Below are 23,536 nucleotides of genomic sequence, written 5' to 3'. Positions count from 1 at the left end.
GCAGAAATTTTTGCCGCTCCGGAACCGCCTCATTTTTCGAACGTTTGACGTCTTATTGGGGGACAGTTCGATGAATGAAAATGCCAGGCCGGAAAAAACCGGCATATTGGGCAATATCGGGCGGCGCGCCGCAAACGCTCCGTCGACGAGGGCCGACCCTTTCGAGGGTCTGGCGTCCGGGTCACACCGTGACGACGCGCGCAGCCAGCAACCGCTCGGCCGCGAAGCGCTTGATGTGGCCGTCGCATGGTCGGTGATCGGCATTTTTCTCGTCGTGATGATGGCGGTGATTCATGAATTGTCGCTCATCCTCATACCGGTGGTGCTGGCGATTGTCGTGGGCATGATCCTCGGCATCGCGGCGGAAAAGCTCAGTTCCTATGGCATTCCTGGTGCCGGTGTGGCGGTCATTCTCTCCGGCCTTGTCGCGGCCGTCATGTTTTTCGTGATCAATTCGCTGATCGACCCGTTGTCGCAGCTCGCCTCCGAAGGACCGGCGCTGATCGAACGCAGTATGGACCGCTTCCTGCCCTATCTTCAAAGCATCCGATGGCTGAACATTTCGGCAGCGACCTTCAGCATGGGGTCGATTTCGATGGAGTCGCTGATTTCGCGCAGCGGCGAGATCATTTCCCTGCTCGGTTCCAACGTCACCCCCGCAGTCGTTCAGGGCATGATCTTCCTCGCCGCGCTGTTGATGTTCCTCTACAGCCGCCTGCGGCTGCGCAAGGCGATCATCATGGCCTTTCCGGCCCGGCACCAGCGTCTGAGGGCCATTCGCATTATCGCTTCGGTGGAAGAAGTGCTCGGCACCTATTTTGCCACGGCAGCGCTGATCTATGCGGCACTGGGCGTGACGATGGTGGCGATCGCCTATTTCGGTGGGCTGGCCATGCCGCTTCTATGGGGGCTTTTCGCCTTCCTTTCCAGCTTCGTGCCGTTTCTCGGCATCACCGCCATGACGGTGTCGCTCGCGGTGGCAGGCATCATCACGCATGACAACATGATGCTGGCGCTGCTGCCATCCGCAATCTTCTTCACCATTCACCTGTTGATGGAAAACCTGGCCTTTCCGGCGGTGGTGGGCCGCAACATGGAGATCAACCCCTTCCTGGTGTTCGTGATGATCATCTTCTGGACGTGGATGTGGGGTGCTGCGGGCGCCATGCTGGCACTGCCGCTGTCGCTGATCGCCATGACAGTAACGCGCGAGCTGTTTCCCTCACGCCGCATCGTTCCAAACCTGCCGGCCTGAAGGCCGGTCAGGAGGCGAGAGGGATGCGGAGCTTATCGGCCATGCGCCGCTCGTGCTCGATCAGCCATTTCTTCCGCCACAGCCCACCGCCATAACCGGTCAGGCTGCCATCTGCGCCCAGCACCCGGTGGCAGGGAACGACGATGGCAATCTGGTTGGCGCCATTGGCGCGGGCGACGGCACGCACGGCGGATGGCCGTTCCATCGACGTCGCAAGCGAAGAATAGCTGACGATCTCTCCCGCCGGTATCTCCCGCAATGCGTGCCAGACATCGCGCTCGAAGGGTGTGCCGTGTCCGGCAAGCCGGGTTTCGAAGTCAGCCGAGTGCCCGGCGAAATAGGCCGCGAGTTCTGCTGCGATCTGGCCGGTGACCGGTGTCCTGCCCAGCACCATATCCGCGCCGGTGCGGGCCTTCAGCCGCTTCAATTCGGCCGGAAGCGCTGGCCGGTCGGCGAATTCGAGAAGATGCAGGGCGTGATCATCGGCAACGACCAGCATCGGGCCGATCGGCGTGTCGATCCAGTCGCCCTTCAGGAACCCCTTGCCCTTCATGGCGGCGGGAGAGGTGCCGAAGAACTGGTTGATGGCCGAGCGGAAACCGCTGCCGGATTCATATCCAGCATCGATCTGCGCGCCGATCACGGCTTCTCCTGATGCAAGGCTTGTCGCCGCATCTCCCAGCCGCCGCAATCTTGCGATTTCCAGAAAACTCATGCCGAAACGGCGTTTGAAGGTGCGACGCACGGTGGAAGGGTCATGGCCCATCGCCACCACATCCTCCTCGCGCCAGCGCCGCGCCGGTTCGTTTTCCAGCGCCATCAGAAGCGTGGTGACGGTTTCATCCGCCGTGCCGTAGGAAAGCATCGGCTTGCAGCGCTTGCAGGGGCGGAAGCCAGCTTCCAGACATTCGGCGATGGTTTCGCGAAACCGGCAGTTTTCGATCTTCGGCTTTCTCGCCGTACAGGTAAAGCGACAGAAAATCTTCGTCGAGGTCACGCACACATAGGCCACGCCCTCATAGGCGGGGTCCTTGTTCACAAGGGCGGAATATAGGGTTTCGGTGTCGGGGCGTTTGAACAGCATGTGAGGAAGCTAGCGCAAATTTGAGCGGTATGCCGCCGAAAAACGGGCGTGGATGTGGGATGCGCAGTTCCTCATTCCCGTGCTTGTTACAGGAATGAGAAGAGAGCCGCCCGGCTCAATTACCCGGCGGCGTAAACGACGGGTCGTCCAGCCTTGTGAACACCACGCCGCGCGCCTTCAGCGCCAGAAGGCCCCTCACCACGCCCTCACCCGCTTCGTGGGTGGGCTGGTTGATGTGGGAGATGATGACGTCGCCGTCCCTGGCCGAAGCGATGTGCTTTGCCGTGGCGGCCGCGCCCAGAAGCGAGCCGCCATCGCCATTGACGGAATAACCCGCCACCCGCATGCCGAGCCTGTTGATGGTGGCCATGGACGAGGTGGTATATTTCGCCGTGGCACCGCGAAACCATTGCGGTTGAAGACCGGTCATCGCGACAATTGCCAGCCTGCCGCCCTCGACCTCCTGCTCGACTGCCGCTTCCGAACCGGCAGCGGCAATGCCGTAGATGGCAACGGGCTTATCCACCGCGGGCACATGGTTTTCGCCGTGGTTTTCGATCTCGAACAGATCCGGATGCGCCATCATTACGGCAAGTGCGTCGCTGTTGTGCTTCAGCCAGCGGGCAGTGACGAAGATCGTTGCCGGTATCTTTTCCTGCACCAGCGTATCGAGAATGCGATGGTCGGTCTTGCCCATGCAGGCGTCCAGAGTCATCGCCACCCGCACCTTGCCGTCATGCCTCGGCGTCATTTTCAGCGTCGGCTCGACGAGACCCGTCCCCGCGAAGGCGGCAGTCGAGAGCGACAGGAAGAGAGCGGCAAAGGGCAGGCTACGCAGCATTTTTCAGTTTCCGAAGGGTAAGATGTGGCAATCCGCCTGCAAAACGCCCGAATTATGGCGCGGCTTCCAGCGTGGACAGAGCGTTGAGCACCTCTTCCACCCGCTGGCGCTCCGCGCTGGTGAGCGACAGGATTGGCCGGGGCGGCTCACATGCCGTTACCGACAAAGCATTGGCGGCGGCGTAGACCACGCGGATACTGCCGAATTCCTTAAAGAGCGCCCAGAGCGGCTGGAACGCCAGATCGAGCCTGTGCGTCTCCTCCGCATCCCCGGCCTGAGCGGCGCGCATCAACCGCAATGCCGGAACCGGCAGCAGGCCCGCAACGACGCTGTACCAGGCATCGCCGCCGGCAAGCGTTGCTTCCGCACATCCCCAGTCGCCGCTATAACCGATGGCGAAATCATCCGTCAGTTTCGGCCGCAGCCGCGCAAGCTCTCCCGCATAGTCGGAATCGGCCGGCAGTGGCATCTTTATGGCACGGATATTCGGGATATAGGCGAGCCTGACCAGAAGCTCATCGCTGAAGGAGAATCGCGTCGTCGTCGGGTTGTTGTAGATGGCGAGCGGCAAATCGGTTGCGCCGGCGACAGCGGCGAAATGGTGATAGGCCTCTTCCTGAGTCAGCGGCGTATAGGAAACGGGTGCCAGAAGCAGCGCATCGGCACCGGCAGCTTCGGCATCCTTCGCCAGCGCCACGGCCTCATCGGTACGCAACGCGCCGACGCCTGCCATCAGCGTGCGCCTGCCCTTGAGGACGGCATGGGCTGCCTCGACCGCCCGCCGCCTCTCGGCACGCGACAGATACATATAGGTTCCGGTGCTGCCGAGAATGCCGATGGAATCGACCTCCGCCGCATCCAGCCGCTCGACGAGGGCGGAAAAGGCTTGGCTATCCACCTGCCCGGCCTCGTCAGCGGGCGTGATCGGAAAAGCCGAAAGTCCCTTGAATTGCTTCGCCATGTTCTCGCCCCTCCCTTCGATCGAAGGACAGCGTTACAGACCCATTGGCAGGGCGGCAAGAAAAGCGGGGTTTAAACCGGCGACCACGGACGAAGAATTCCTCGATCAGTCATAAAGATACAACTTCTTCCACTGCTCTTCAGGGATCTTGTCGCCGACACGGTAATCGAAGGACTGGATGGAGAGGCTGTCGCTTTTCAGTTGGCACTTGTATTTGAGCTTGTACCATTCACCGGCGCTTCTGAAGACTGCACCCGACGCCTTAATCGAATTCTTGCCAACCTCGGGATCACCGAAGGTATAGGCAATGACCTTATCCGGCTTCATGCCCTTCTGCTCGGTCGCGATCCGCTCCATCGCCTCTATGTCGCAACGCTGCTCCAGACGCTCCTCGGGGGCAAGCACGTTCAGCTGCCGCATGACGTTGGCGTCTATTGCGAAAGCGGGTGTCGATGCCTGCAAGGCAAGTAAAAACGCAGAAAGAGCAGCGGGAAGAAACTTTCGCATGGGATCCTGTCAGTTTTCGTTTGTTCTTATCGATGCACGGCAGGCCGGTGGCAGGCGCGTATCATCGCTGATTTGCCGGATATTGCCAAAATGTGATCGAAAACTGACGAAATTGTGCCCGAACGCCATCAAGCCTGTGGAGATTTGAAACTTGATCGGCTGGGAGAGGAATATCGGCTGGGATTCTTTTGAAGAAACTGCCCTAAAAATCTTGCCATCCCCCAAAATTTAAAGAATAACTTGAGAAACAAATTGATTTTTCGAATAAATAAAATTCCTATATTAATTTAAATTTCGGTAAATTATGAAAAATACAATTATTAATTTCACGATTATCGCCGCTTTGCTTTCCGGCTGTACCCAGACAGATAAAGAGAACGCTAAATCTCGGCTTTTAAGGACCGTTGCCAACGTCACTCTCGGTGCAGACCTCGCCACGCAGGTGTCGGCGGCAGATACTGAATACAAAGCACTTAATCTCAACAAGGCCTATATAAAGGCGATCGCGACAACCTACCCCATTTCTCACCGACCGGCCGACAAGACATTCGGAAAACTGGGCGATTATGTTGTGGAGTTGAAGAACATTGAGCAAAATCCAGATATTGGCGACATAAATCAGGCTGGACTGACCAAGCAAGTCAATATGTACCTCAATGCCAAGCGGCTTTGCCCGGATCTACACGTTTTTGTAAAGCTATTTGATGACCCTGTTCCGCTCTACGATCCTGTAACAAAGCGGGCCGGTATATTGATAAAATGCGTGCCTTCCGGGCCGGCCAAGCCGGAGCATTGGCTAATGCGCATCGAGGTTCGAAGTTCGGAATATGGACCCAGGGTGGGTATTGGTTACATTGCGAGAGGGAAAGACTAACACGGCCATTCGTGATGAGCAGAACCCGAGACACCACAAGTACCAATCCGAGGGTGAGGCGGGGCGCAAAAAAATGTTAGGGTCGTCCCCAACGAATCTGTTTTAGCGTCGTTCATCATACGAAAGCGAGTTTCCCTTGCCGATTTTCAAGAACCTGCCCGCCGCCCCGACCGCCGAAAAACGGCCCGTCCAGGATACGCATCACGGCATCACCCGCACCGATGACTACGCATGGTTCCGGGCCGATAACTGGCAGGCCATGTTCAAGGACCCTACCCTGCTCGACCCAGCCATCCGCGCCCATCTGGAGGCCGAGAACGCCTATATGGAAGCCGCAATGGGTGACACCAAGGCGCTTCAGGAAAAGCTGTTCGAGGAGATGAAAGGCCGTATCAAGCAGGACGATTCCTCCGTGCCGGTCAATGACGGACCCTATGCCTATGGCACCCTGTTCGTGACCGGCGGCGAGCAGCCGCATTATTTCCGCACCCCGCGTGATGGCGGCGACAAGCACGTGCTGCTTGATGGCGACAGGGAAGCGGAAGGCAAGGATTATTTCCGTCTTGCCGGCCTCGACCAGTCCTCCGATCACAGTCACGGCATCTGGGGTTATGACGACAAGGGTTCGGAATATTTCACGCTGCGCATCCGTAATCTCGAAACCGGTGAAGACCTTGCCGATGTCGTGGAAAATACCGGCGGCGGCGGGGCATGGGCGCCTGACGGCAAGAGCTTCTTCTATACGCTGCAGGACGAAAACCACCGCCCCTCGAAGGTCTTCCACCACATCATCGGCGAGCCGCAATCGGCCGACCGGCTGGTCTATGAGGAAAAGGACCCCGGCTTTTTCATGGGCGTTGGCGCGTCCGTGCTCGACGACTTCATCTTCATCGACATTCACGACCATGAGACCAGCGAATACCGCATTCTTTCCACCAAGGACCTGATGGCCGAGCCTGTCGTGGTTGCGGAGCGCGAGGAAGGTATCGAATATTCGATGTGCGAAGGCGGCGATGTCTTCTACATCCTCACCAATGACGGCGATGCCAAGGATTTCCGCATCATGGAAGCGCCGGTTAACGCGCCGGGCAAGGAAAACTGGGAGGAGGTCGTGCCGCATGAGCCGGGTCGCCTCATTCTCTCCGTCGATGCCTATGCCCGCCATCTGATCTGGCTGGAGCGCCGCGACGGCCTGCCGCGCATCGTCATCCGCGATCGAAGCACGGGCGAGGAACATTCCATCGCCTTTGCCGAGGAAGCCTATTCGCTTGGCCTGCATGGCGCTGCAGAATACGACACCGATGTCATCCGCTTCTCCTACTCCTCGATGACGACGCCGAGCCAGTTGTTCGACTACAATATGGTGACGCGCGACCGCACGCTGCTGAAGACGCAGGAAGTGCCCTCCGGCCACAATTCCGACGATTACATTACCCGCCGCATCATGGCGCCTGCCCATGACGGCGAGTTGGTGCCAGTCTCGCTGCTTTACCGCAAGGATGTGGCGCTCGACGGTTCAGCCCCCTGCCTGCTCTATGGCTACGGCGCCTATGGCATCACCATTCCCGCTTCCTTCTCCACCACAACGCTGTCTTTGGCAGACCGTGGCTTCATCTATGCCATCGCCCACGTTCGCGGCGGCAAGGACAAGGGTTTCGAGTGGTATGAAACCGGTAAGATGAAAGACAAACAGAACACGTTCAAGGATTTCATCGCGGCTGCCGATCATCTGGTCAAGGAAGGCTTTACCTCCTACGACCGCATCATCGCGGAAGGCGGTTCGGCAGGGGGAATGCTGATGGGCGCCGTCGCCAACATGGCCCCGGAAAAATTTGCCGGCATCATCGCTGCGGTTCCCTTCGTGGACGTGCTGACGACCATGCTTGATGACACGCTGCCGCTAACCCCGCCGGAATGGCCGGAATGGGGCAATCCGCTGGAATCGGAAGAGGAATATCAGTGGATCGCCGCCTATAGCCCCTATGACAATGTCGGCGAAAAGCCCTATCCGCCGCTGCTTGCGCTTTCCGGCCTCACCGACCCGCGCGTGACCTATTGGGAACCGACCAAATGGGTGGCGAAACTGCGCGAAAAGACGACGGGGGAAGCCCCGATCCTGCTCAAGACCAACATGGCGGCTGGCCATGGCGGCAAGTCGGGCCGTTTCCAGCGGCTGGAAGAAATTGCCTTCGAATATGCCTTCGCACTGAAGGTGGCGGGCAAGGACGCCGTCTGACACGCTGCATGCAGAAACGGGCGGCGATCCAATCGTCGCCCGATCTTATTTTGGACGAAAATACCTGCAAAAATCTCGTTATCGAATATTTTTTCCACAAATTATCAGACGTATCTTTTATTTAAATAGCATCTTCACAGGCATTGAATTTTTATTTCCAGTTGCTGCAATTCATAATATATCTTTTACAAACGCAAATAATTCCCATGTATTGCGTCACCGGAAAAAATGTTCCGTAAATCGAACGCATGGCTGCGTTGCACCATTTCGCATTGCAATATCACTTTTCGGCCGTATTATCCGGGCCGTTGACATATTCATGCGCCTTTTCGCCGCTTTTCTCGCGGCAATCCTGCAGTACGTCTTGCGGATAATCTTATCGCCGGATTTTTTCGGCTTTTTCATGCGCCATGTCAGTTCGCCCTTGGCAATCCGGGCTTTGCAGTGCTCCCGCTTTGCCAACTGAAAACACTGCATCAGACTTGGAGGTCTCCCATGAAGAAACTCCTGGCCTCGACCATTCTCGTAACGGGCTTTACCATCGCTGCCGGTGCAGCAAATTCCGCCAACGCCGCAGAAACATGCGGCAGCGTCACCATCGCCGAAATGAACTGGGCATCCGCCGGTGTTGCGGCTTACGTCGACAAGTTCATCATGGAAAACGGCTATGATTGCACGGTCAACGTCATCAGCGGCGACACCACTCCCACATTCACCTCCATGAACGAGAAGGGCCAGCCGGATATGGCGCCCGAAATGTGGGTGAATACCCTTGGCGCCCCCTATGAGGACGCCGTCAAGAAGGGCAACCTGATCCAGGAAAGCAAAATCCTGAGTGAAGGTGGCGTCGAAGGCTGGTGGATTCCCAAATATCTCGCCGACGAACACCCTGATATCAAGACAGTTGAGGACGCACTCAAGCATCCCGAGCTTTTCCCGGCGCCGGAAGACGCCAGCAAGGGTGCCGTGTTTGGCTGCCCGCCGGGCTGGGGCTGCCAGCCAACGACCGCCAACCTTTTCAAGGCACGCAAGGCCGACGAGAAAGGCTTCGCCCTGATCGACACCGGCTCCGCTGCAGGTCTCGATGGCTCGATCTCCAATGCCTATGAGAAAAAGCAGGGCTGGCTCGGCTATTACTGGTCCCCGACGGCCATTCTTGGCAAGTACGACATGGTGAAGCTGGACGATGGCGTGGCACTCGACCGCGAGGCCTACGACAATTGCATCGCCAAGCCTGATTGCGCCGATCCCAAGCCAAACGCCTATCCGGTGGCAGAGGTATTCACCGTTGTCACCAAGGACTTCGCCGAGAAGGCCGGTCCTTCCATCGACTATATCCGCAAGCGGCAGTGGGACAACGAGACCGTCGCCAAGGTTCTGGCCTGGATGGATGAAAACCAGGGCACCAACGAAGACGGCGCGGAATATTTCCTCGAGAACAACGAAGATATCTGGACGAAGTGGGTTTCGCCCGAGGTGGCGGAGAAGATCAAGGCTTCGATGTGATTGGTTGGTTGATGGGGGAGTCGGCGCAAGCCGCCTACCCCCCTCTGCCGTGCCGGGCATCTCCCCCACAAGGAGGGAGATCGGCTGGGCGCACCCTTCTCACAAATCCGCAACCTGTTTGATGGGCGAGACTTTGCCTCGGATCAATCTCCCCCCTTGTGGGGGAGATGTCCGGCAGGACAGAGGGGGGTGCCCCGCGCGCTCCAGCCCCCACCGCCCATAACCCAAAGGGAAAACAACAATAATGGCCCTCTGCAACTACCTGCCGGATTTGCTCTGCAAATTCCCGGCAATCGACAACTCCACGATGCGTGTGGCACGCAAGACCATCGATGACGGTTTTCGCGATATCGTGCGCAATTACGGCGATGCGATCGATGTGATCGTGCATCCGCTGCAGCTCTTTCTCAACTCCTCGGAGCGGCTGTTCATCCAGACTCCGTGGATCGTCACCATGCTGGTCATTCTGGCGATCGTGCATCTGGCCGGGCGCAGCTTCAAGATCACCGGTGGCACGGCCATCTCCCTGCTCATGATCGGCGCAGTCGGCCTCTGGCGCGACGCCATGACGACGCTTTCCATCGTCGCCATCGCCACGCTGATCGCCATCGTCATCGGCCTGCCGCTCGGCATTTTGATGGGACGCTCCGAACGGTTGCAGCGTATCATCAATCCCGTGCTCGACGTGATGCAGACCCTGCCAAGCTTCGTTTATCTCATCCCCGTGGTGGTGATTTTCGGCATCGGCAAGGTACCGGGCCTGATCGCAGTGGTGATCTACGCCATTCCACCCGTCATCCGCCTGACCAGCCTCGGCATCCGCCTGGTAGACCGGGAAGTGCTGGAAGCCGCCGATGCCTTCGGCTCCTCCAACGGCCAGAAGCTGTTTAATGTGCAGCTGCCGCTGGCGTTGCCCACCATCATGACCGGCATCAACCAGACCATCATGATGGCGCTCGCCATGGTCGTCGTCGCTTCCATGGTCGGTGTCGGCGGGCTCGGCAAGAATGTGCTGCAGGCCATCAACAACCAGTTCTTCACGGTGGGCTTCCTGAACGGTTTCGCTCTGGTCGCCATCGCCATCATGTTCGACCGGGCAAGCCAGGCTTTCGGCAAGCGCCTGCAGAAATACCGCGAGGTCTCCCATGGCTAAAAGCATCGAAATCAGGAATCTTTACAAGATCTTCGGCAAGCATCCCGAGAAATATCTCGAAGCGGTGCGATCAGGCATGGACAAGGTCGAGCTGAACGACAAACACAACCATGTGCTTGGCCTCAACAACATCAACATCACCATGCCGGGCGGCAAGATCACCGTGGTCATGGGGCTTTCCGGTTCCGGCAAATCGACGCTGATCCGCCACATCAACCGGCTGATCGACCCGACCGCAGGTGAGGTTCTCTACGACGGCGAGGACATTTGCGGCATGAGCACTTCGGCACTGCGGAAATTCCGCCGCCACAAAACGGCGATGGTGTTCCAGAAATTCGGCCTTCTGCCGCATCGCACCGTCCTGGAAAACAGCGTCTACGGCCTCGATATTCAGGGCATGCCACGCAAGGACAGCGAAGAGAAAGGCCGTTACTGGCTGGAGCGTGTCGGTCTTGCCGGCTATGAGGATTATTATCCGAACCAGCTTTCCGGCGGCATGCAGCAGCGCGTCGGCCTTGCCCGCGCGCTTGCCAACGATGCCGATATTCTCCTGATGGACGAGGCCTATTCGGCTCTCGATCCGCTGATCCGTGTCGATATGCAGACGATGCTGCTCGACCTTCAGCAGGAGCTGAAAAAGACCGTGGTGTTCATCACCCACGATCTGGATGAGGCTTTGCGGCTCGGCGACCACATTGCCATTCTGAAAGACGGCGAAGTGGTGCAGCAGGGCGACGGCCAGAGCATCATCCTTTCCCCTGCGGATGGTTACGTCACCGACTTCGTGCGTGACGTCAATCGCAGCCGCGTGCTTCAGGCGACCACAGTGATGGAACCGCTGACGGCGAAACCCGAGGGCATGTCGGTGCCGGAAAACGCGACACTGGAAACCATCGCCCGCGATATGTCGGAGGCGAACGAAACCAGCGCCCATGTGGTGGATGAAGACGGCAAGCCAGTCGGCGCCATCGGCCTCGACACGCTGGTGGCGGCGATGGTCACGCCGGCACCTCAGGAGGCGGAGGCCAGGTTGGCAGTCGTGGAGGAAGTGGCAAAAATCCCGGAACCGGCGGCGCCGGTGGAGAAGGAAACTGCGTAATCCGGCACCAACAGGATTTGCCTTTCTTTCAGAGGACCGAAACAGCCCCCCCGCCCCGCTGCGCAAAAGACATCGGAGCTGGCTGGCCGCGTCAAAACGCTCTTTCGTCATACCGGCCTAGAGCCGGCATGACGGGAGTGGGGTGTTTGGCGCCAGAGTTTGAGCGGCACAACAGGGTCGCCATGGCGAGCACGACGCGAAGTGTGGGGCAAGGCCGGCAATGCCCGCCTTCCCGTCCAGCCATGCAAAAACGAAGCACCCCTTTGCCACGTGTCAAGCCGGGAACGACATTGCAATGCAGCAAGCGCAAGCTTCGGGCAAGCCGCCGCCGTTAACCATTTGTTAACTTTTGAACGCGGAATCACTGGCATGCAGATCGAAAGCAATATTGGCGGATACAATTATCAGGCTCGTGTCCGCGACATCGAAAAACCCGGCAGCGCGCAGAGCGCGCCCGAGGAACAGGCCGTAAAACGCGGCCCCGGCAACCCGACCGTTTCCAGCACCGTTCTTTCCCGTTCGCTGGCCAACGTGCTGTGGGCCGTCGGCAATGGCAGCGCACCGGCCCACACGCCGGCTGCGACCTCCGCAGAGGACAAGGCAGAAGCGCAGGCCGAATGGGTGCGCAGCGCCTATTCCGAATACGAATAGATGATTCCGATCAGGCCCTTGCCGGGCTGACCTCCACCGTTACATGTGAGAGTTCATGTATGGCTGCAAGCTTCTGCTTGTAGAAAGCCGGTGCCTTCGGCACCTGCGAGTGGATGGCGACAATGGCGGCGTGATGCCCCGGCCCCACCTGCCACACGTGCAGGTCGGTGATGCGGTCTTCTTCCGTTTCCACGCTTTCGCGAATTTCCTGCGGCAAGTCCTCCGTCAGCGGAACCGCATCCACCAGCGTCGTTGCCGTGGAGCGAATGAGTCCCCATGACCAGCGGGCAATCACCACACCGCCGACAATACCCATCAACGGATCGAGGAAGGACCAGCCGTTCCACTTGCCAAGCAGCAGCGCGACAATGGCGAGAACGGAAGTCAGCGCATCGGCGAGTACATGCAGATAGGCTGCGCGCAGGTTATTGTCCCTGCCGCCCTTCGCACCGTGTTCGCCGTGATGCGCATGCGAGCCGTGATCGTGATGGGCGTGGCTGCCATGGCCGTGATGGGCATGCGAACCGTGTGCGTGACCATGCCCGTGGCCGTGATCGTGGTCATCCTTCAACAGCACGGCGCTGACGAGATTGACGATAAGACCGATGAAGGCGACGAGGATCGCCTGATTGAAGTCGATCTGAACAGGATTGAAAAGCCGCATCGCACTTTCGACGGCGATGAGCAGCGCCACCACCGCCAGCACGATGGCGCTGGCAAAACCGGCGAGATCACCGAACTTGCCGGTGCCGAAGGTGAAGCGCGGATTGCGCGCCTCACGCCGGGCATAGAGATAGGCCAGCGCCGAGATGAGCATTGCGCCCGCATGGGTGGACATGTGCCAGCCATCTGCCGTCAGCGCCATGGAACCGAACCAGTGGCCGGCGACGATCTCCGCCACCATCATGACGGTGGTCAGCGCAATCACCATCCACACGCGCTTTTCGTTACGCTCATGGTTCCGGCCGAGGAAAACATGGTCGTGGCCGGACGCTGCGGGAAATTCGGATGTCGTCGTCATGTCGCTAATCCTGTTCGATCCTGGAATATTCTGTTTCACGCATGTCTTTTCCCAAAGCCGCGGACACTTTTGGGAGAGAGGCTAGCGGATGTAGGTCTTCAGCACCTGGGCCAGCTCTTCCGCCGCACGCGCCCGCTCGTCTTCATTTTCGGCGTGCACGACGTGCTCATGCAGATGTTCCTGCATCACCTCCCCCGTCAGGCCTGAGAGCGCACCGCGCACCGAGGCCAGCAATTGCAGCACCTCGCCGCAGGGCTTGGAATCGTCCAGGGCACGCTCCACCGCCTCCATCTGCCCCTTGAGGCGACGGATGCGAGCGAGAAGCTTCTCCTTGTTGCGGATCGTATGGGACATGAGTACCTCATATACTATAGGGGGGTATACTATATTGCGATGTTTTTCGGTTCAAGCCCTGCGCGACGCAATCTTCGCGAATGTTTCGACCCCTAAAAATACCCCATGAAACTTAGGGGACTCAGTCATGACGACTATCGCAGCAACAACCAGCAGCTACTACGCAACTCCGGTCCGGACCCTTGAGCCGACGAAGACCAGGGAAACCAATGCAACCACCGAGGCCCTGCTGGAACTGACACGGGCGGCACACCGCGCGATTTCCAGCGCCGAGAGCGTTGCCGTTTCCGCCGCACCTGCCGCCGCCAGCGTTTCCGCCGGCCTTGCCGCAGCACTCTGGAACCTCGACAGCGGCGCACAGGCCAGAACCGAACCGGCGGTAGAGATCGCCGCATCCGCGCAGCCTGACGCCGCCGCCAGCATCGAGACAGAAGTTCTCAAAGCCCTGGCGCAGGCACTCGGCGTGGATGCTGCCGCCTGACACCCATTGAACGGCAGGCTGAAAAGCTATATCTCTAGAGACTAGAGCATCCGGTTCGTTCTTGTCCCGGCTGCTCTTGAGGATATGGAGAAGGCAATGCTGTCCATCGGTGAATTGTCCAAACGTACCGGCGTCAAGGTTCCGACGATCCGCTATTATGAGCAGATGGGCCTCATCCGCGAGGCAGACCGCTCGGAAGGCAACCAGCGCCGTTACGAAAAATCCGATCTCGAAAGGCTGGCCTTCATCCGCCATGCCCGCGATATCGGGCTCAATATCGACGCCATCAGAGAATTGATCGCGCTCAGCCAGCACCGGCAAATGCCGTGCGAGGGTGCGGACCGCATTGCCGCCGAACACCTCGCCCATGTGCGCGAAAAAATCAGCAGCCTCAAGAAGCTCGAGCATGAGCTGGAACGTATCGTCTCCCATTGCCATGGTCATTCGATCGAGGATTGTTACGTCATCCGCGCGCTTTCCGACCATGGCATGTGCGAAGGGGAGCATTGAGGCTGAAGAGCAGGCTTGACAGATTTCAGATTCGAGCGCATTGCATGGACATGATCAACGAACGCGCACCCATCTCCTGCTCGTACTTTTGGGCCTACCTGTAAAGGGCGGCTCGACAGATCATTTTGTCAACAAGCCGCCGTCAGGCGGCTTTGTTGTTTTTCAAGCGTCCTGACGGCACCGATAAAACCGAAGGACCAGAAAAATGACCGAAGACAGTTCCCTTACGCTGGAAAGACCGCCCGTCGTCATCATTCGTGGCGCACGCAAGACCGATTTGCCTGAGCTCAATGAGATGATCACCCTGCTTGCCACCTTTCATGGCGATGCGGCGGCGATTACGCCGGCGAAACTGGAACGCGACCTGTTCGGCCCGCTTCCCTGGGTGCATGGGCTGGTGGCGGAAGCCGACGGCGCATTGATCGGTTACGCCCTGATGCTGCCGCTCTACAGGGCGCAGGAAGGCCGCCGCGGGCTTGAGCTGCACCATCTTTTCGTGCGTGACGGTCACCGCGGCCATGGCACCGGCCAGCACCTGGTTTCCCGCGCCCGCGATATCGCCAAGCGCCTCGGTTGCGACTATCTTTCCGTCAGCGCCACGACCGGCAATGTCGCCGCGCATCGTTTCTACGAAAGCATGGATTTCGCGCCGCGCCCGGTCACCGGCATGCGCTACATGCAGTCTATCGCCTGATTGCAACCTTCGGAGACGGCCATGACACGGATTGCCATTGCGCTTGCGCAGGATTTTGCTGACTGGGAACCGGCGCTGCTTGCCGCCGCCGCGCGCGGCTATCTCGGCGTCGAGATCGTTTACGCAACCCCGGACGGCCGGCCCGTGGTTTCAATGGGCGGGCTCAACGTTACGCCCGACACATCCTATGACGCGCTTGATCCTGCTAACATCGATGCGCTCGTCATTCCCGGCGGCCTCAGCTGGGAAAAGGGAACGGCTGTCGATCTTGGCGGGCTGGTACAGCGGTTTCGCGAGAAGGGCCGACTGGTTGCCGGCATCTGCGCGGCTGCCAGCGCGCTTGCAGGCACGGGCGCCCTTGATGACGTCGCCCATACCGGCAATTCGCTCGCCTCGCACAAGGCCTATCCGTCCTATCGCGGCGAAGCGCTCTATCGCGACCAGCCGAAGGCGGTCAGCGATGGCGGTATCGTAACCGCAGCCGGCAGTGCACCGGTCAGTTTCGCTGTGGAAATTCTGAAACACCTCGGCCTCTTTGGTCCGGAAGCCGAGGCGGAACTTGGAATTTTTGCGGCGGAACACCGGTGAAGCTCACCTTGGTGTCGAGAGTTTTGCGGATCCTCTCATCCTCATTCCTGTGCCTGTCACAGGAATGAGGGCGCGCAAAGCATGAGCGTCCGGACAATATCGCGCATTACCCGCGATCAAGCACCCTGCACGCGCGGGGCGCAGGCTCCGCTCCCTCCCCCGCAATCGCACGGCGGATATCGCGGCTGTTGAGATGCAGACTGCGACCGGCCGGCAAAGCCGAGCGTTTTATTTTGGCAAGGGCTGCGGCCGTAAAGGCAGCCTCATTCTCATGAAAATAGGCGAGCGCCGCTTCCCGTTCCGGGCTGACGCCGAGGACTGCCTTGAAAGCAAGGCGATGCACGGCGCAGGAAGCGCCGTGACCGGGAACGGCAAAACGCAGCGCATCGAGTTCGTCACTCCATTCGGCTGCGTCCTGCATGGTTTCAAGCCGACTGGAAGCGCTTCAGGAAAAACGCGCTCAATGTTCCGAGCAAGGCCCAGAAGACAAAGCTGGTCACGGTGGCGGCGACGATGAACTGTCGTTCCAGCGGCAGCGGTGCCAGCGCATGTTCACCTTCCGGCGGCAGGGGCGCGCCCACCACATGTGGAGCAACGATCAACACCAGTGCGAGCACGATTGCCCAGGGTTCGCGCCGGAATGCGATCAGCGCAATGCCGCCTGCGGTCGCGGCAACCGTCGAAAGCCACCAGATTTGACGCGCCTCAAGCGCGGCGGCCGGGCTGCCCGGCAGTTCCGGCGGCAGGCCGATCATCGGCGCAAGCATGACGGCGGCAAAACCGGCCACACCCCACAAAAGGCCTTCGCGCCAGCCGGCATTGGTGCCGCGCAGCGAGATGAGGCCGGTGAGCACCAGCGCATAACCGATGGCGGTCAGCACGTTGGCGGCTACCGTATAGGCGGTGCGCTCGAAGCCGTCTGCCGGAGACCAGGCTTCCTCACTATGTTCGTGCGCGGGAATGGCAGCACCGGTCGTGGCCGGAGCATCATGGCTATGGGGCGCTTCGCCACCGGCATTTTCATAGGCTTCCGCCTTCAGGATCAGCGGCGTGGTGCCGAAAGCCTGCATGGCCGAAACGGCGAAGCCGCCAACGATGCCGACGAGGACGGCGGTAAAAACGATATTGCGAAAGAACGACATGCTTTCCCCCTCAATGGCAAGGGAAAGCATTGGCATGACGTGTGTCATGCGCGGCGTTGTGAACGGCTTCCACATGCGAAAAGCCGACAAAACCGACGACGAACAGGCCAAGCACGATCGCCGTCAGCGATTGCGCGAAGCTGCCCGTTTTTGCTGAAACGGCGGCATTTGCCGTATTCTGGTTGATGGACATGGTGACCCCTCTTACGGCGCGACCCCGCGCCTTTAGACGCGGCGGAACGGCAAAACGCCGTGCAGCCGCATGCGATACACTTCACCACGGGGATACGAGACTGACACAGGGCGGCACGTTCAAGCGCAACCACCCTGAAATTCCGCTCTTCCGGACACCCCGCCGGCATGGACATTTCCGTGATGGCAGGTCTCCTGGCTTACGGGTCAAAACCTGAAACACCTTCCCGGCATTGCCCTCGCCCATATCCGGCGAGATGCTTACCAGTGGCATTTCGTTTCAGGCTCTCCGCTCACAGTTGCGGGGGCAGCCACGAATGAGGATGTCTCCCTATCGTGTTCCCTTTTCACCTTCCGGAACGCCCGGAAGGAACCATCACACGATCGTTATCCGATGGGTGCGGGTGGGAGTCAATGGCAGGCCGGCGTGAGAATTGCGCACTGTTGCTGGATGCCGGATCAAGTCAGACATGACGGCAAAGGGCTACCGCGCCGGGATGGCCTTCAGATAGGCGGCGATCGCATTGCGGTCATCGGCCGTCAGATGCGCCATGTTCTGCTGGACCTTGACCATGGAGCCGCCGACGCTGTCGAATTCCGGGGTGAAGCCGGTTTCCAGATAGTTGGCAATATCGGCCGCCTCCCAGCCTCCTACGCTCTGCGAGCCGGGGGTGATATCGGGAATGCGGCCCTCGCCTTCGGGATTGGGACCACCGGCCAGCCATTTGCCATCCAGAAAACCGCCAAGCGCATTGCGCGGCGTGTGGCATTCGCCGCAATGGCCCGGGCCTTCCACCAGATATTGGCCGCGCAGCAATTCGGCATTGGCATCGGCAAGCTCGACGCGGGGTGGCGCGGATGTATCGAAATAGAGGAATTTCCAGCCGCCCAATGCCATGCGCATGTTGAGGGGGAACGGCAGTTCATGATCCGGCGCATCATTCTGGCTGGCGGGCAGAACCCGCAAATAACCGAAGAGGTCGTTGATGTCCTTCTGCGTCATGCGGGCATAGGAGGCGTAAGGGAAGGACGGGTAGAGATGTTCGCCGTTCTTGCCGACGCCGCGCGTCATCGCATCGCCGAATTCCGAAAGCGTCCAGCCGCCAATGCCATGCTGAGGATCGGAGGAAATATTGGGCACATGAAAGGTACCGAAGGGGCTTTTCAGCGCCTGCCCGCCCGAGAGCGTCAAAAGCGCATCGCCCTTGGCATCTGGTGCCGCATGGCAACTTGCGCAGCCGCCCGCCCAGAACAGCGTTTCGCCATTGGCAAGGTCCGGCTCGCCAAGGCTCACCCAGTGGCTGGGTGCCTGACGCACAGGCGCGGTCACCCAGGCGAAAATGCCGAAACCGGCAATGGCCGCCACCGCGATCCCGCCCGCGAGCTTCGTCCAAATGGAGGCCATGACCCCTCTCCCCATTATCACCTGATGAGATCAGGCGTCATTCCCGCTGAAAAAACGCCGCCGTGAAGCGGCGTTCTTAATAGGATTATTTCTTCAGACGGTAGGTCTGGTGGCAGGCACCACAATCGGCACCGAGGGTCTGCATGGCGGTGGTGACACCTGCCTGATCGGCCGGAAGGCTGGCGAGGACCTTGTCCGCATCGGCACCGAGCTTGGCGGCCTTGGACTTGAAGTCATCGAAATTTTCCCAGATCGCGGGTGCCGCAGCACTGCCGGTCTCGCTGCCTGGGGGAAACTGGTCGGGGAAAGCCTTGGCGTTGGTGCTGATGGTCGTCACGGCAGCCTTTACGACTTCGGCGTCATAAGGCTTCTGGCCCTTGGAGATGGCAGCAAGCGCACCCATGGAGCCGCCGATCTGCTTCATCATGCCTTCACGTTTTTCGACTTCGCCGGCAGCGTAGACCGCTCCGGCGCAAAGACAGCCGAAAAGCATGGCCGCCGCGATGGTTTTCAGTTTCATACACTTTCTCCTTGATTCCGGCAGATGCCGAACGCGCGATGAACGGCGCGAGGATGCCCTTTCCGCATGGCGAAAAGAAGTCACATTGCAGTGAATTTCCCCAAGAAAACAGAAGTCTAGGAGAGTGCTTCCCAAAGCGTAACCAGGGCTGCGGCAATCAGCATGAAACCAGCGGCGCGGCCGATGAAAATCGTCGCGGCAGGCGAGGAAACGAGCCATGCCCGGCTTTTATCCGCCGTCAGCGCCAGAGCGCCATAGACCGTGAACTGCGTGATGGCCACCATCGCGCCCATTACCAGCCCCTGCATCCAGATTGGACCATAGTCGGGTTTGAGGAATTGCGGATAGATCGCCATCATGAAGAGATAGGCTTTCGGATTGGAAAGGCAGGTGAGCACGGCCCGCCAGAACGCCTTTCTGACAGAGGCGCTCGCCTGTGCCTCATCGCCATTGACAGTGATAGCGCTGCTCATCAGGCCGACGCCGATCCAGACCATGTAAGCGGCACCGGCGACCAGCAGCGGCAGGAACAGCGACGGCATCCAGGCGGCAAGCATGCCGACGCCCAACGCACCGTAGAGCGAATGCACCATGCCGCCGGCGCTCATGCCGCTTGCGGCGGAAAGCCCGGTTCTTTTGCCACCCGTCAACGCACTTGCCAGCACGAACAGCATATCCATGCCCGGCAGGATGATGATGCCGAACAGGACCAGAAAGAAAAGCCAGAGATTTTCGGCGTAACTCATGTCAGTATCTCCCAAGACAGTTTGCTACACATTCGGGAAAACTCATGTTTCTCAATGTGTTTTGCTGCTTATAGGAAAAGCCAACTGACAGCGTTGTGTCAGTTGCGTTGGGAAACCTCCGGGAAAACGGCAATGCGCAAGGCATCGAGACTGTTCGAGATCATCCAGATCCTGCGGGTGGCGCGCAGGCCGATCACCGCGCAGACCATTGCCGAGGCACTGGAGGTCACGGTGCGCTCGGTCTATCGCGATATTTCGGCCCTTCAGACCATGCGCGTGCCGATCGAAGGGGAACGCGGCGTCGGTTACATCCTGCGTCCCGGCTTCAACCTGCCGCCGCTGATGTTTTCCATCGAGGAGACGGAGGCGATCGTGCTTGCACTCGCCATGGTCGCGCGCACTGGCGATACCGAATTGCGGCAGGCGGCCAAAAAGGTCAGCGACAAGATTGCCGCATCCCTGCCCGAACCCCTGTCGAAAACCCTGTCCGCCAATGCCCTGCACGCCTGGGGCAGCATCGCGCCCTCACCCGCCGGCGTCGATCTTGCCATGGTCAGGCGGGCGGTGCGCGACGAGGAGCGGCTGGACATAACCTATGGCGATGAAACCGGCGCGGAGACCCGGCGACAGATCCGGCCCATCGCCATGATCTATTATTCGGAGACGACCAATATCGTCGCCTGGTGCGAGCTAAGGCAAGCGATCCGCAATTTCCGCTCCGACCGCGTTCTGACCTGCAAGACAACCGGCAGCTTTTTCAAGATGGAAGGCGAAAGGTTGCGGCAATTGTGGATGAGCGGCTGGCAGAGCAATCAGCTGAGGACTTCGGAACGAACGACGAATCAAGCAGGCGCGTAAAGCAACTGATTTAGCGCGTCTTTCAACCTTCGTTCTGTGTCGGTGCCCCCGTCTCAACCGTCATTCCTGTGACAGGGAGAGTAATGACGGTTGAGAGGGTTATGCTCGCTTCAAAGCACGGCAGCGTTATGCCGCAAATGCTCCAGCACCCTATCGTCCTCGCGCCCGAAACCGCGGATGACGATTCGGTCGGCAAACACATCGGCAATGGCGAAGGTGTTCTGGTCGGGCGTATCCACCATGCCCTTGAAGTTGACGAAGTGAGTGTTGCCCTGCACCCCGTAATTGCCCTCATGATTATGGCCGCTGAACCATGCGACGACCGAAGGGTGTACATCCAGAAGATCAAGGATGCGGGGCGCATCCCACATATTATGGGCGTTTTCCGGATAGACCGGATAGTGGCAGAAAATGACCACTTTTTCACCCGCCGCATCCGCCTTTTGCAGAACGGTTCGCAGCCATTCGAACTGTTCGTCGCTGAGCGACGCATTCCAGTCCTGCGCATTGATCGCACCCACCTCTTGCAGGCGCTTCAGACGCTCTTGCGCCAGCGTGCGGCGCGGATCGCCGGGCGGCGGGGCAAACAGGCTGACCTCGTTGCCGTCAAGCACCACGAAACGTATCTCACCGATGGTGAAATCGTGCCAGGGCGACGCCATGCCGAGGCGGGCATGGATGGCGGACAGGTGTTCGGCGGCAACGGCGAAATCGTGATTTCCCGGCAGCATCACCGAAGGGTGGCGAAGCTGCTCGTAGACGCCAAGGATCGCATCGAAATTTTCAAAACCGCGATCGATGATGTCGCCCAGCGTCACCACGAAGGCCAGTTCCTCGCGATTGAAGGCGTCGATCGCCTCGCCAAGCTTTTTCGGGCTTTCGGCATAATACCGGCCCATATCCGGGCGGGGCTCGGCATCGGCATATTGGGGATCGGCAACGATGCCGAAGGAGAAGAGCGGTGTGGTTTTTTCAGTCATGATGCGCCGCGATAAACCGGGCGGATGACAGGCTTGTGACAAGTGGGAGCGACATGCTGGATTGTCGACCTCAAAAGCAGAACACCCGGCCTTTGGGGGGCCGGGTGCTCAAAAAATTACAATCCGCAAAACTTACTTGGAAGCGGCTTCGTAACGCTCCAGGACGTAGTCCCAGTTGATGAGGTTGTCGACGAAGGCTTCGAGGTACTTCGGACGCAGGTTGCGGTAGTCGATGTAGTAGGAGTGTTCCCATACGTCGACGCCGAGGATCGGTTCTGCGCCATGAACCAGCGGGTTTTCGCCGTTCGGGGTCTTGGAGATTTCGAGCTTGCCGTTCTTGACGGAAACCCATGCCCAGCCGGAGCCGAACTGCGTGGTGCCGGCAGCGATGAAATCAGCCTTGAACTTGTCGTAACCGCCGAGATCGGAGGCGAATGCCTGTTCCAGCTTGCCCGGCAGCTTGTTGCCGCCGCCGTCCTTCTTCAGCCACTTCCAGAAATGGACGTGGTTGTAATGCTGGGCAGCATTGTTGAAGAGACCAGCATTGGTGCCAAAGGACTTCTTCACGACTTCTTCAAGCGAAAGGTCGGAAAGACCGGCTTCCGCCGCCAGCTTGTTGCCGTTGTCGACATATGCCTTGTGGTGCTTGTCGTGATGGAACTCGAGCGTCTCGCGCGACATGTATGGTGCAAGCGCGTCGTAGTCGTATGGGAGTTCAGGAAGTTCGAAGGCCATGGTTTTTACTCCTTTTTGCAGCGGGTTACCGCTCCTAGAAACCGTGTGAGCGGACCATAGGAGCGAACCTCTGTTTGGGCAACCTGTGAAATATCAAAATGTTCCGACAAAAGAGAAAATTCCTCTCAAGCCAGCCGCCACCACATTTGTTTCACAACCCTGGCGTACCGTTTTCCACCCTATCGGTTCGCTTTTGATGAAATTGCAGGAAGGAAATTCCATGACCCGCCCCATGATCCAGCGCGCGCTGCTTCTCGCCGCCTTCTCCTCGCTGGCGCTACCCGCCGTCGCATCGTCTGACGATGCGTGGAAGGAATTCGTGGCGGATGTGCAGACGGCGTGCCTTGGCGCCGGCAAAGACATGATCGAGGACGCCAAGGTGGTGGTCGATCCGGTGGGCAGCGAGAATTATGGCCTCGCCGTCCTCACCGGCAAGGCCAAATTCACCGGTCAGAATGGGGGCGCGGATGCGACGATCAGCCATATCTGCGTTTACGACAAGAAGACCAAGGCCGTCGAACTCGGCAGCGAGCTTGCCGGCGATACGCTGAAGGTTGAAATCCCCGGCTCCACCAAGCCCTGAGGTTTCAGAAACGGGGCGTGGTGTCGCCATCGCCCAGCGCGCGCTGCATCAGCACCGTGTCCAGCCACTGGCCGTGTTTCCAGCCGATAGACTTGAATGTGCCGACATGCTCGAAACCGGCGGCGCGGTGAACCCCGATGGAGGCGGCGTTGGCGCTATCGCCGATGACCGCAATCATCTGCCGGAAGCCGCGCGAAGTCGCATCCTCGATCAGCGCATCGAGCAGCTTGCGGCCAATTCCCATGCCCTTCATGGCCGGATCGATGTAAACGGAATTCTCCACAGCAGCACCATAGGCCGGGCGCGGACGATAGGCGCCGGCATAGGCATATCCGGCTATCTTTCCGTCGATTTCTGCGACGAGATAGGAGTAGTTGCCTTCCACCAGCAGTCGGCGGCGCTCAAGCATCATATCCACGCTTGGCGGATCGATCTCGAAGCTGGCGCGGCCATGCAGCACGGCATCCCGGTAGATTTCGGTAATGGCTGGAATATCCGCCTCCTCGCAGGGGCGAATGGTAAGGCTGGAAATTGTGGGAAGGGTCATTCTCGTGTCCTGT

At 59.3% G+C, this 23,536-nt stretch carries 28 protein-coding genes and 1 riboswitch; of the genes, 13 read left to right on the top strand and 15 right to left on the bottom strand.

The genetic code is table 11. The features are described from left to right. Positions 1-70 precede the first annotated feature (70 nt). A complete protein-coding gene (locus CRP02_RS15510) occupies positions 71-1,255 on the top strand; it encodes an AI-2E family transporter (protein ID WP_097101906.1) in 1,185 nt (394 codons plus the stop codon). A 7-nt stretch (positions 1,256-1,262) separates the two neighbouring features. Here CRP02_RS15510 and CRP02_RS15505 read toward each other — a convergent pair whose 3' ends face one another. The 4 genes from CRP02_RS15505 to CRP02_RS15490 form a co-directional block, all read right to left on the bottom strand. Further along, positions 1,263-2,339 carry a bifunctional transcriptional activator/DNA repair enzyme AdaA gene (locus tag CRP02_RS15505; protein ID WP_097101904.1) on the bottom strand — a complete coding sequence of 359 codons (1,077 nt, stop codon included), beginning with the start codon at positions 2,337-2,339 and terminating at the stop codon, positions 1,263-1,265. A gap of 115 nt (positions 2,340-2,454) precedes the next feature. Further along, the gene (locus CRP02_RS15500) at positions 2,455-3,180 is read right to left on the bottom strand and encodes a polysaccharide deacetylase family protein (RefSeq protein ID WP_097171650.1); all 726 of its coding nucleotides are present in this window, start codon (positions 3,178-3,180) and stop codon (positions 2,455-2,457) included. Between the two features lie 52 nt (positions 3,181-3,232). Further along, on the bottom strand, positions 3,233-4,141 hold the full coding sequence (locus CRP02_RS15495; RefSeq protein ID WP_097171649.1) for a dihydrodipicolinate synthase family protein: 909 nt from the start codon (positions 4,139-4,141) through the stop codon (positions 3,233-3,235). Between the two features lie 105 nt (positions 4,142-4,246). Next, a complete protein-coding gene (locus CRP02_RS15490) occupies positions 4,247-4,648 on the bottom strand; it encodes a DUF930 domain-containing protein (protein ID WP_097171648.1) in 402 nt (133 codons plus the stop codon). A 304-nt stretch (positions 4,649-4,952) separates the two neighbouring features. On the opposite strand from CRP02_RS15490, the gene CRP02_RS15485 reads away from it, so the two are divergent. The 6 genes from CRP02_RS15485 (at position 4,953) to CRP02_RS15455 (ending at position 12,167) form a co-directional block, all read left to right on the top strand. Then, the gene (locus CRP02_RS15485; protein WP_097171647.1) at positions 4,953-5,522 is read left to right on the top strand and encodes a hypothetical protein; all 570 of its coding nucleotides are present in this window, start codon (positions 4,953-4,955) and stop codon (positions 5,520-5,522) included. A 136-nt stretch (positions 5,523-5,658) separates the two neighbouring features. After that, positions 5,659-7,758, top strand: coding sequence for a S9 family peptidase (locus CRP02_RS15480; RefSeq protein ID WP_097171646.1), 2,100 nt, complete (start codon positions 5,659-5,661; stop codon positions 7,756-7,758). A 495-nt stretch (positions 7,759-8,253) separates the two neighbouring features. Next, positions 8,254-9,264, top strand: coding sequence for an ABC transporter substrate-binding protein (locus tag CRP02_RS15470; protein WP_019564115.1), 1,011 nt, complete (start codon positions 8,254-8,256; stop codon positions 9,262-9,264). Positions 9,265-9,508: 244 nt separating this feature from the next. Further along, positions 9,509-10,417, top strand: coding sequence for an ABC transporter permease (locus tag CRP02_RS15465; RefSeq protein ID WP_097101891.1), 909 nt, complete (start codon positions 9,509-9,511; stop codon positions 10,415-10,417). Then, complete coding sequence (locus CRP02_RS15460; protein WP_097171644.1) at positions 10,410-11,516, top strand: quaternary amine ABC transporter ATP-binding protein; 1,107 nt, start codon at positions 10,410-10,412, stop codon at positions 11,514-11,516. The genes CRP02_RS15465 and CRP02_RS15460 overlap by 8 nt, the downstream gene beginning before the upstream one ends. Before the next feature lie 369 nt (positions 11,517-11,885). Continuing rightward, on the top strand, positions 11,886-12,167 hold the full coding sequence (locus tag CRP02_RS15455) for a hypothetical protein (protein ID WP_038490269.1): 282 nt from the start codon (positions 11,886-11,888) through the stop codon (positions 12,165-12,167). Positions 12,168-12,177: 10 nt separating this feature from the next. Here the strand turns inward: CRP02_RS15455 and dmeF are convergent, their stop codons facing one another. Next, complete coding sequence (gene dmeF / locus CRP02_RS15450) at positions 12,178-13,188, bottom strand: CDF family Co(II)/Ni(II) efflux transporter DmeF (RefSeq protein ID WP_097171643.1); 1,011 nt, start codon at positions 13,186-13,188, stop codon at positions 12,178-12,180. An 81-nt stretch (positions 13,189-13,269) separates the two neighbouring features. Further along, complete coding sequence (gene dmeR / locus CRP02_RS15445) at positions 13,270-13,542, bottom strand: Ni(II)/Co(II)-sensing transcriptional repressor DmeR (protein ID WP_003494395.1); 273 nt, start codon at positions 13,540-13,542, stop codon at positions 13,270-13,272. A 127-nt stretch (positions 13,543-13,669) separates the two neighbouring features. On the opposite strand from dmeR, the gene CRP02_RS15440 reads away from it, so the two are divergent. The 4 genes from CRP02_RS15440 (at position 13,670) to CRP02_RS15425 (ending at position 15,815) form a co-directional block, all read left to right on the top strand. After that, entirely contained in the window at positions 13,670-14,023 is a 354-nt protein-coding gene (locus tag CRP02_RS15440) for a hypothetical protein (protein WP_097171642.1), read from the top strand. A gap of 96 nt (positions 14,024-14,119) precedes the next feature. Further along, the gene (locus CRP02_RS15435) at positions 14,120-14,533 is read left to right on the top strand and encodes a MerR family transcriptional regulator (RefSeq protein ID WP_025592768.1); all 414 of its coding nucleotides are present in this window, start codon (positions 14,120-14,122) and stop codon (positions 14,531-14,533) included. A 205-nt stretch (positions 14,534-14,738) separates the two neighbouring features. Then, positions 14,739-15,227, top strand: coding sequence for a GNAT family N-acetyltransferase (locus CRP02_RS15430; RefSeq protein ID WP_003511975.1), 489 nt, complete (start codon positions 14,739-14,741; stop codon positions 15,225-15,227). Positions 15,228-15,248: 21 nt separating this feature from the next. After that, positions 15,249-15,815, top strand: coding sequence for a type 1 glutamine amidotransferase family protein (locus CRP02_RS15425; protein WP_097171641.1), 567 nt, complete (start codon positions 15,249-15,251; stop codon positions 15,813-15,815). A gap of 106 nt (positions 15,816-15,921) precedes the next feature. On the opposite strand, the gene CRP02_RS15420 is transcribed toward CRP02_RS15425, so the two are convergent. From CRP02_RS15420 to CRP02_RS15395, 6 genes are all read right to left on the bottom strand, one after another. Beyond that, complete coding sequence (locus tag CRP02_RS15420; protein WP_097101877.1) at positions 15,922-16,236, bottom strand: hypothetical protein; 315 nt, start codon at positions 16,234-16,236, stop codon at positions 15,922-15,924. A 4-nt stretch (positions 16,237-16,240) separates the two neighbouring features. Continuing rightward, positions 16,241-16,957, bottom strand: a complete 717-nt coding sequence (locus CRP02_RS15415; protein ID WP_097171640.1) for a CbtA family protein — start codon at positions 16,955-16,957, stop codon at positions 16,241-16,243. A gap of 10 nt (positions 16,958-16,967) precedes the next feature. Further along, a complete protein-coding gene (locus CRP02_RS15410) occupies positions 16,968-17,150 on the bottom strand; it encodes a CbtB domain-containing protein (RefSeq protein WP_003494386.1) in 183 nt (60 codons plus the stop codon). 166 nt (positions 17,151-17,316) lie between these two features. Further along, positions 17,317-17,542, bottom strand: a riboswitch (cobalamin riboswitch). Positions 17,543-17,633: 91 nt separating this feature from the next. Beyond that, positions 17,634-18,554: a c-type cytochrome gene (locus CRP02_RS15405; RefSeq protein WP_097171639.1), complete on the bottom strand. Its 921-nt coding sequence runs from the start codon at positions 18,552-18,554 to the stop codon at positions 17,634-17,636. Between the two features lie 85 nt (positions 18,555-18,639). Then, positions 18,640-19,074: a c-type cytochrome gene (locus CRP02_RS15400; protein ID WP_174001522.1), complete on the bottom strand. Its 435-nt coding sequence runs from the start codon at positions 19,072-19,074 to the stop codon at positions 18,640-18,642. Between the two features lie 116 nt (positions 19,075-19,190). Then, a complete protein-coding gene (locus CRP02_RS15395; protein ID WP_097171638.1) occupies positions 19,191-19,820 on the bottom strand; it encodes a LysE family translocator in 630 nt (209 codons plus the stop codon). Positions 19,821-19,952: 132 nt separating this feature from the next. On the opposite strand from CRP02_RS15395, the gene CRP02_RS15390 reads away from it, so the two are divergent. Then, a complete protein-coding gene (locus CRP02_RS15390) occupies positions 19,953-20,678 on the top strand; it encodes a helix-turn-helix transcriptional regulator (protein ID WP_097171637.1) in 726 nt (241 codons plus the stop codon). A gap of 110 nt (positions 20,679-20,788) precedes the next feature. Here the strand turns inward: CRP02_RS15390 and CRP02_RS15385 are convergent, their stop codons facing one another. Beyond that, complete coding sequence (locus CRP02_RS15385) at positions 20,789-21,658, bottom strand: metallophosphoesterase (RefSeq protein ID WP_097171636.1); 870 nt, start codon at positions 21,656-21,658, stop codon at positions 20,789-20,791. Positions 21,659-21,790: 132 nt separating this feature from the next. Beyond that, positions 21,791-22,393: a superoxide dismutase gene (locus tag CRP02_RS15380; protein WP_003511955.1), complete on the bottom strand. Its 603-nt coding sequence runs from the start codon at positions 22,391-22,393 to the stop codon at positions 21,791-21,793. Between the two features lie 220 nt (positions 22,394-22,613). Between CRP02_RS15380 and CRP02_RS15375 the strand changes: the two genes are divergently transcribed. Further along, on the top strand, positions 22,614-22,976 hold the full coding sequence (locus tag CRP02_RS15375) for a hypothetical protein (protein WP_174001519.1): 363 nt from the start codon (positions 22,614-22,616) through the stop codon (positions 22,974-22,976). A gap of 4 nt (positions 22,977-22,980) precedes the next feature. Here the strand turns inward: CRP02_RS15375 and CRP02_RS15370 are convergent, their stop codons facing one another. Further along, complete coding sequence (locus CRP02_RS15370; protein ID WP_019564126.1) at positions 22,981-23,523, bottom strand: GNAT family N-acetyltransferase; 543 nt, start codon at positions 23,521-23,523, stop codon at positions 22,981-22,983. Between the last annotated feature and the right edge of the window lie 13 nt (positions 23,524-23,536).

Source organism: Rhizobium sp. AN5 (assembly GCF_900215255.1).
GTDB classification, from domain to species: Bacteria; Pseudomonadota; Alphaproteobacteria; order Rhizobiales; family Rhizobiaceae; genus Agrobacterium; species Agrobacterium tumefaciens.
This window is presented reverse-complemented; position numbering and strand designations above follow the sequence as displayed.

Coding starts and splice junctions, on each gene's coding strand:
- dmeF (WP_097171643.1), bottom strand. CDS start 13,188: ATGACGACGACATCCGAATTTCCCGCAGCGTCCGGCCACGACCATGTT.
- CRP02_RS15435 (WP_025592768.1), top strand. CDS start 14,120: ATGCTGTCCATCGGTGAATTGTCCAAACGTACCGGCGTCAAGGTTCCG.
- CRP02_RS15425 (WP_097171641.1), top strand. CDS start 15,249: ATGACACGGATTGCCATTGCGCTTGCGCAGGATTTTGCTGACTGGGAA.
- CRP02_RS15500 (WP_097171650.1), bottom strand. CDS start 3,180: ATGCTGCGTAGCCTGCCCTTTGCCGCTCTCTTCCTGTCGCTCTCGACT.
- CRP02_RS15405 (WP_097171639.1), bottom strand. CDS start 18,554: ATGGCCTCCATTTGGACGAAGCTCGCGGGCGGGATCGCGGTGGCGGCC.
- CRP02_RS15385 (WP_097171636.1), bottom strand. CDS start 21,658: ATGACTGAAAAAACCACACCGCTCTTCTCCTTCGGCATCGTTGCCGAT.
- CRP02_RS15485 (WP_097171647.1), top strand. CDS start 4,953: ATGAAAAATACAATTATTAATTTCACGATTATCGCCGCTTTGCTTTCC.
- CRP02_RS15510 (WP_097101906.1), top strand. CDS start 71: ATGAATGAAAATGCCAGGCCGGAAAAAACCGGCATATTGGGCAATATC.
- CRP02_RS15415 (WP_097171640.1), bottom strand. CDS start 16,957: ATGTCGTTCTTTCGCAATATCGTTTTTACCGCCGTCCTCGTCGGCATC.
- CRP02_RS15505 (WP_097101904.1), bottom strand. CDS start 2,339: ATGCTGTTCAAACGCCCCGACACCGAAACCCTATATTCCGCCCTTGTG.
- CRP02_RS15410 (WP_003494386.1), bottom strand. CDS start 17,150: ATGTCCATCAACCAGAATACGGCAAATGCCGCCGTTTCAGCAAAAACG.
- CRP02_RS15455 (WP_038490269.1), top strand. CDS start 11,886: ATGCAGATCGAAAGCAATATTGGCGGATACAATTATCAGGCTCGTGTC.
- CRP02_RS15380 (WP_003511955.1), bottom strand. CDS start 22,393: ATGGCCTTCGAACTTCCTGAACTCCCATACGACTACGACGCGCTTGCA.
- CRP02_RS15420 (WP_097101877.1), bottom strand. CDS start 16,236: ATGCAGGACGCAGCCGAATGGAGTGACGAACTCGATGCGCTGCGTTTT.
- CRP02_RS15470 (WP_019564115.1), top strand. CDS start 8,254: ATGAAGAAACTCCTGGCCTCGACCATTCTCGTAACGGGCTTTACCATC.
- CRP02_RS15440 (WP_097171642.1), top strand. CDS start 13,670: ATGACGACTATCGCAGCAACAACCAGCAGCTACTACGCAACTCCGGTC.
- CRP02_RS15465 (WP_097101891.1), top strand. CDS start 9,509: ATGGCCCTCTGCAACTACCTGCCGGATTTGCTCTGCAAATTCCCGGCA.
- CRP02_RS15370 (WP_019564126.1), bottom strand. CDS start 23,523: ATGACCCTTCCCACAATTTCCAGCCTTACCATTCGCCCCTGCGAGGAG.
- CRP02_RS15495 (WP_097171649.1), bottom strand. CDS start 4,141: ATGGCGAAGCAATTCAAGGGACTTTCGGCTTTTCCGATCACGCCCGCT.
- CRP02_RS15390 (WP_097171637.1), top strand. CDS start 19,953: ATGCGCAAGGCATCGAGACTGTTCGAGATCATCCAGATCCTGCGGGTG.
- CRP02_RS15460 (WP_097171644.1), top strand. CDS start 10,410: ATGGCTAAAAGCATCGAAATCAGGAATCTTTACAAGATCTTCGGCAAG.
- CRP02_RS15490 (WP_097171648.1), bottom strand. CDS start 4,648: ATGCGAAAGTTTCTTCCCGCTGCTCTTTCTGCGTTTTTACTTGCCTTG.
- CRP02_RS15395 (WP_097171638.1), bottom strand. CDS start 19,820: ATGAGTTACGCCGAAAATCTCTGGCTTTTCTTTCTGGTCCTGTTCGGC.
- CRP02_RS15375 (WP_174001519.1), top strand. CDS start 22,614: ATGACCCGCCCCATGATCCAGCGCGCGCTGCTTCTCGCCGCCTTCTCC.
- CRP02_RS15430 (WP_003511975.1), top strand. CDS start 14,739: ATGACCGAAGACAGTTCCCTTACGCTGGAAAGACCGCCCGTCGTCATC.
- dmeR (WP_003494395.1), bottom strand. CDS start 13,542: ATGTCCCATACGATCCGCAACAAGGAGAAGCTTCTCGCTCGCATCCGT.
- CRP02_RS15400 (WP_174001522.1), bottom strand. CDS start 19,074: ATGAAACTGAAAACCATCGCGGCGGCCATGCTTTTCGGCTGTCTTTGC.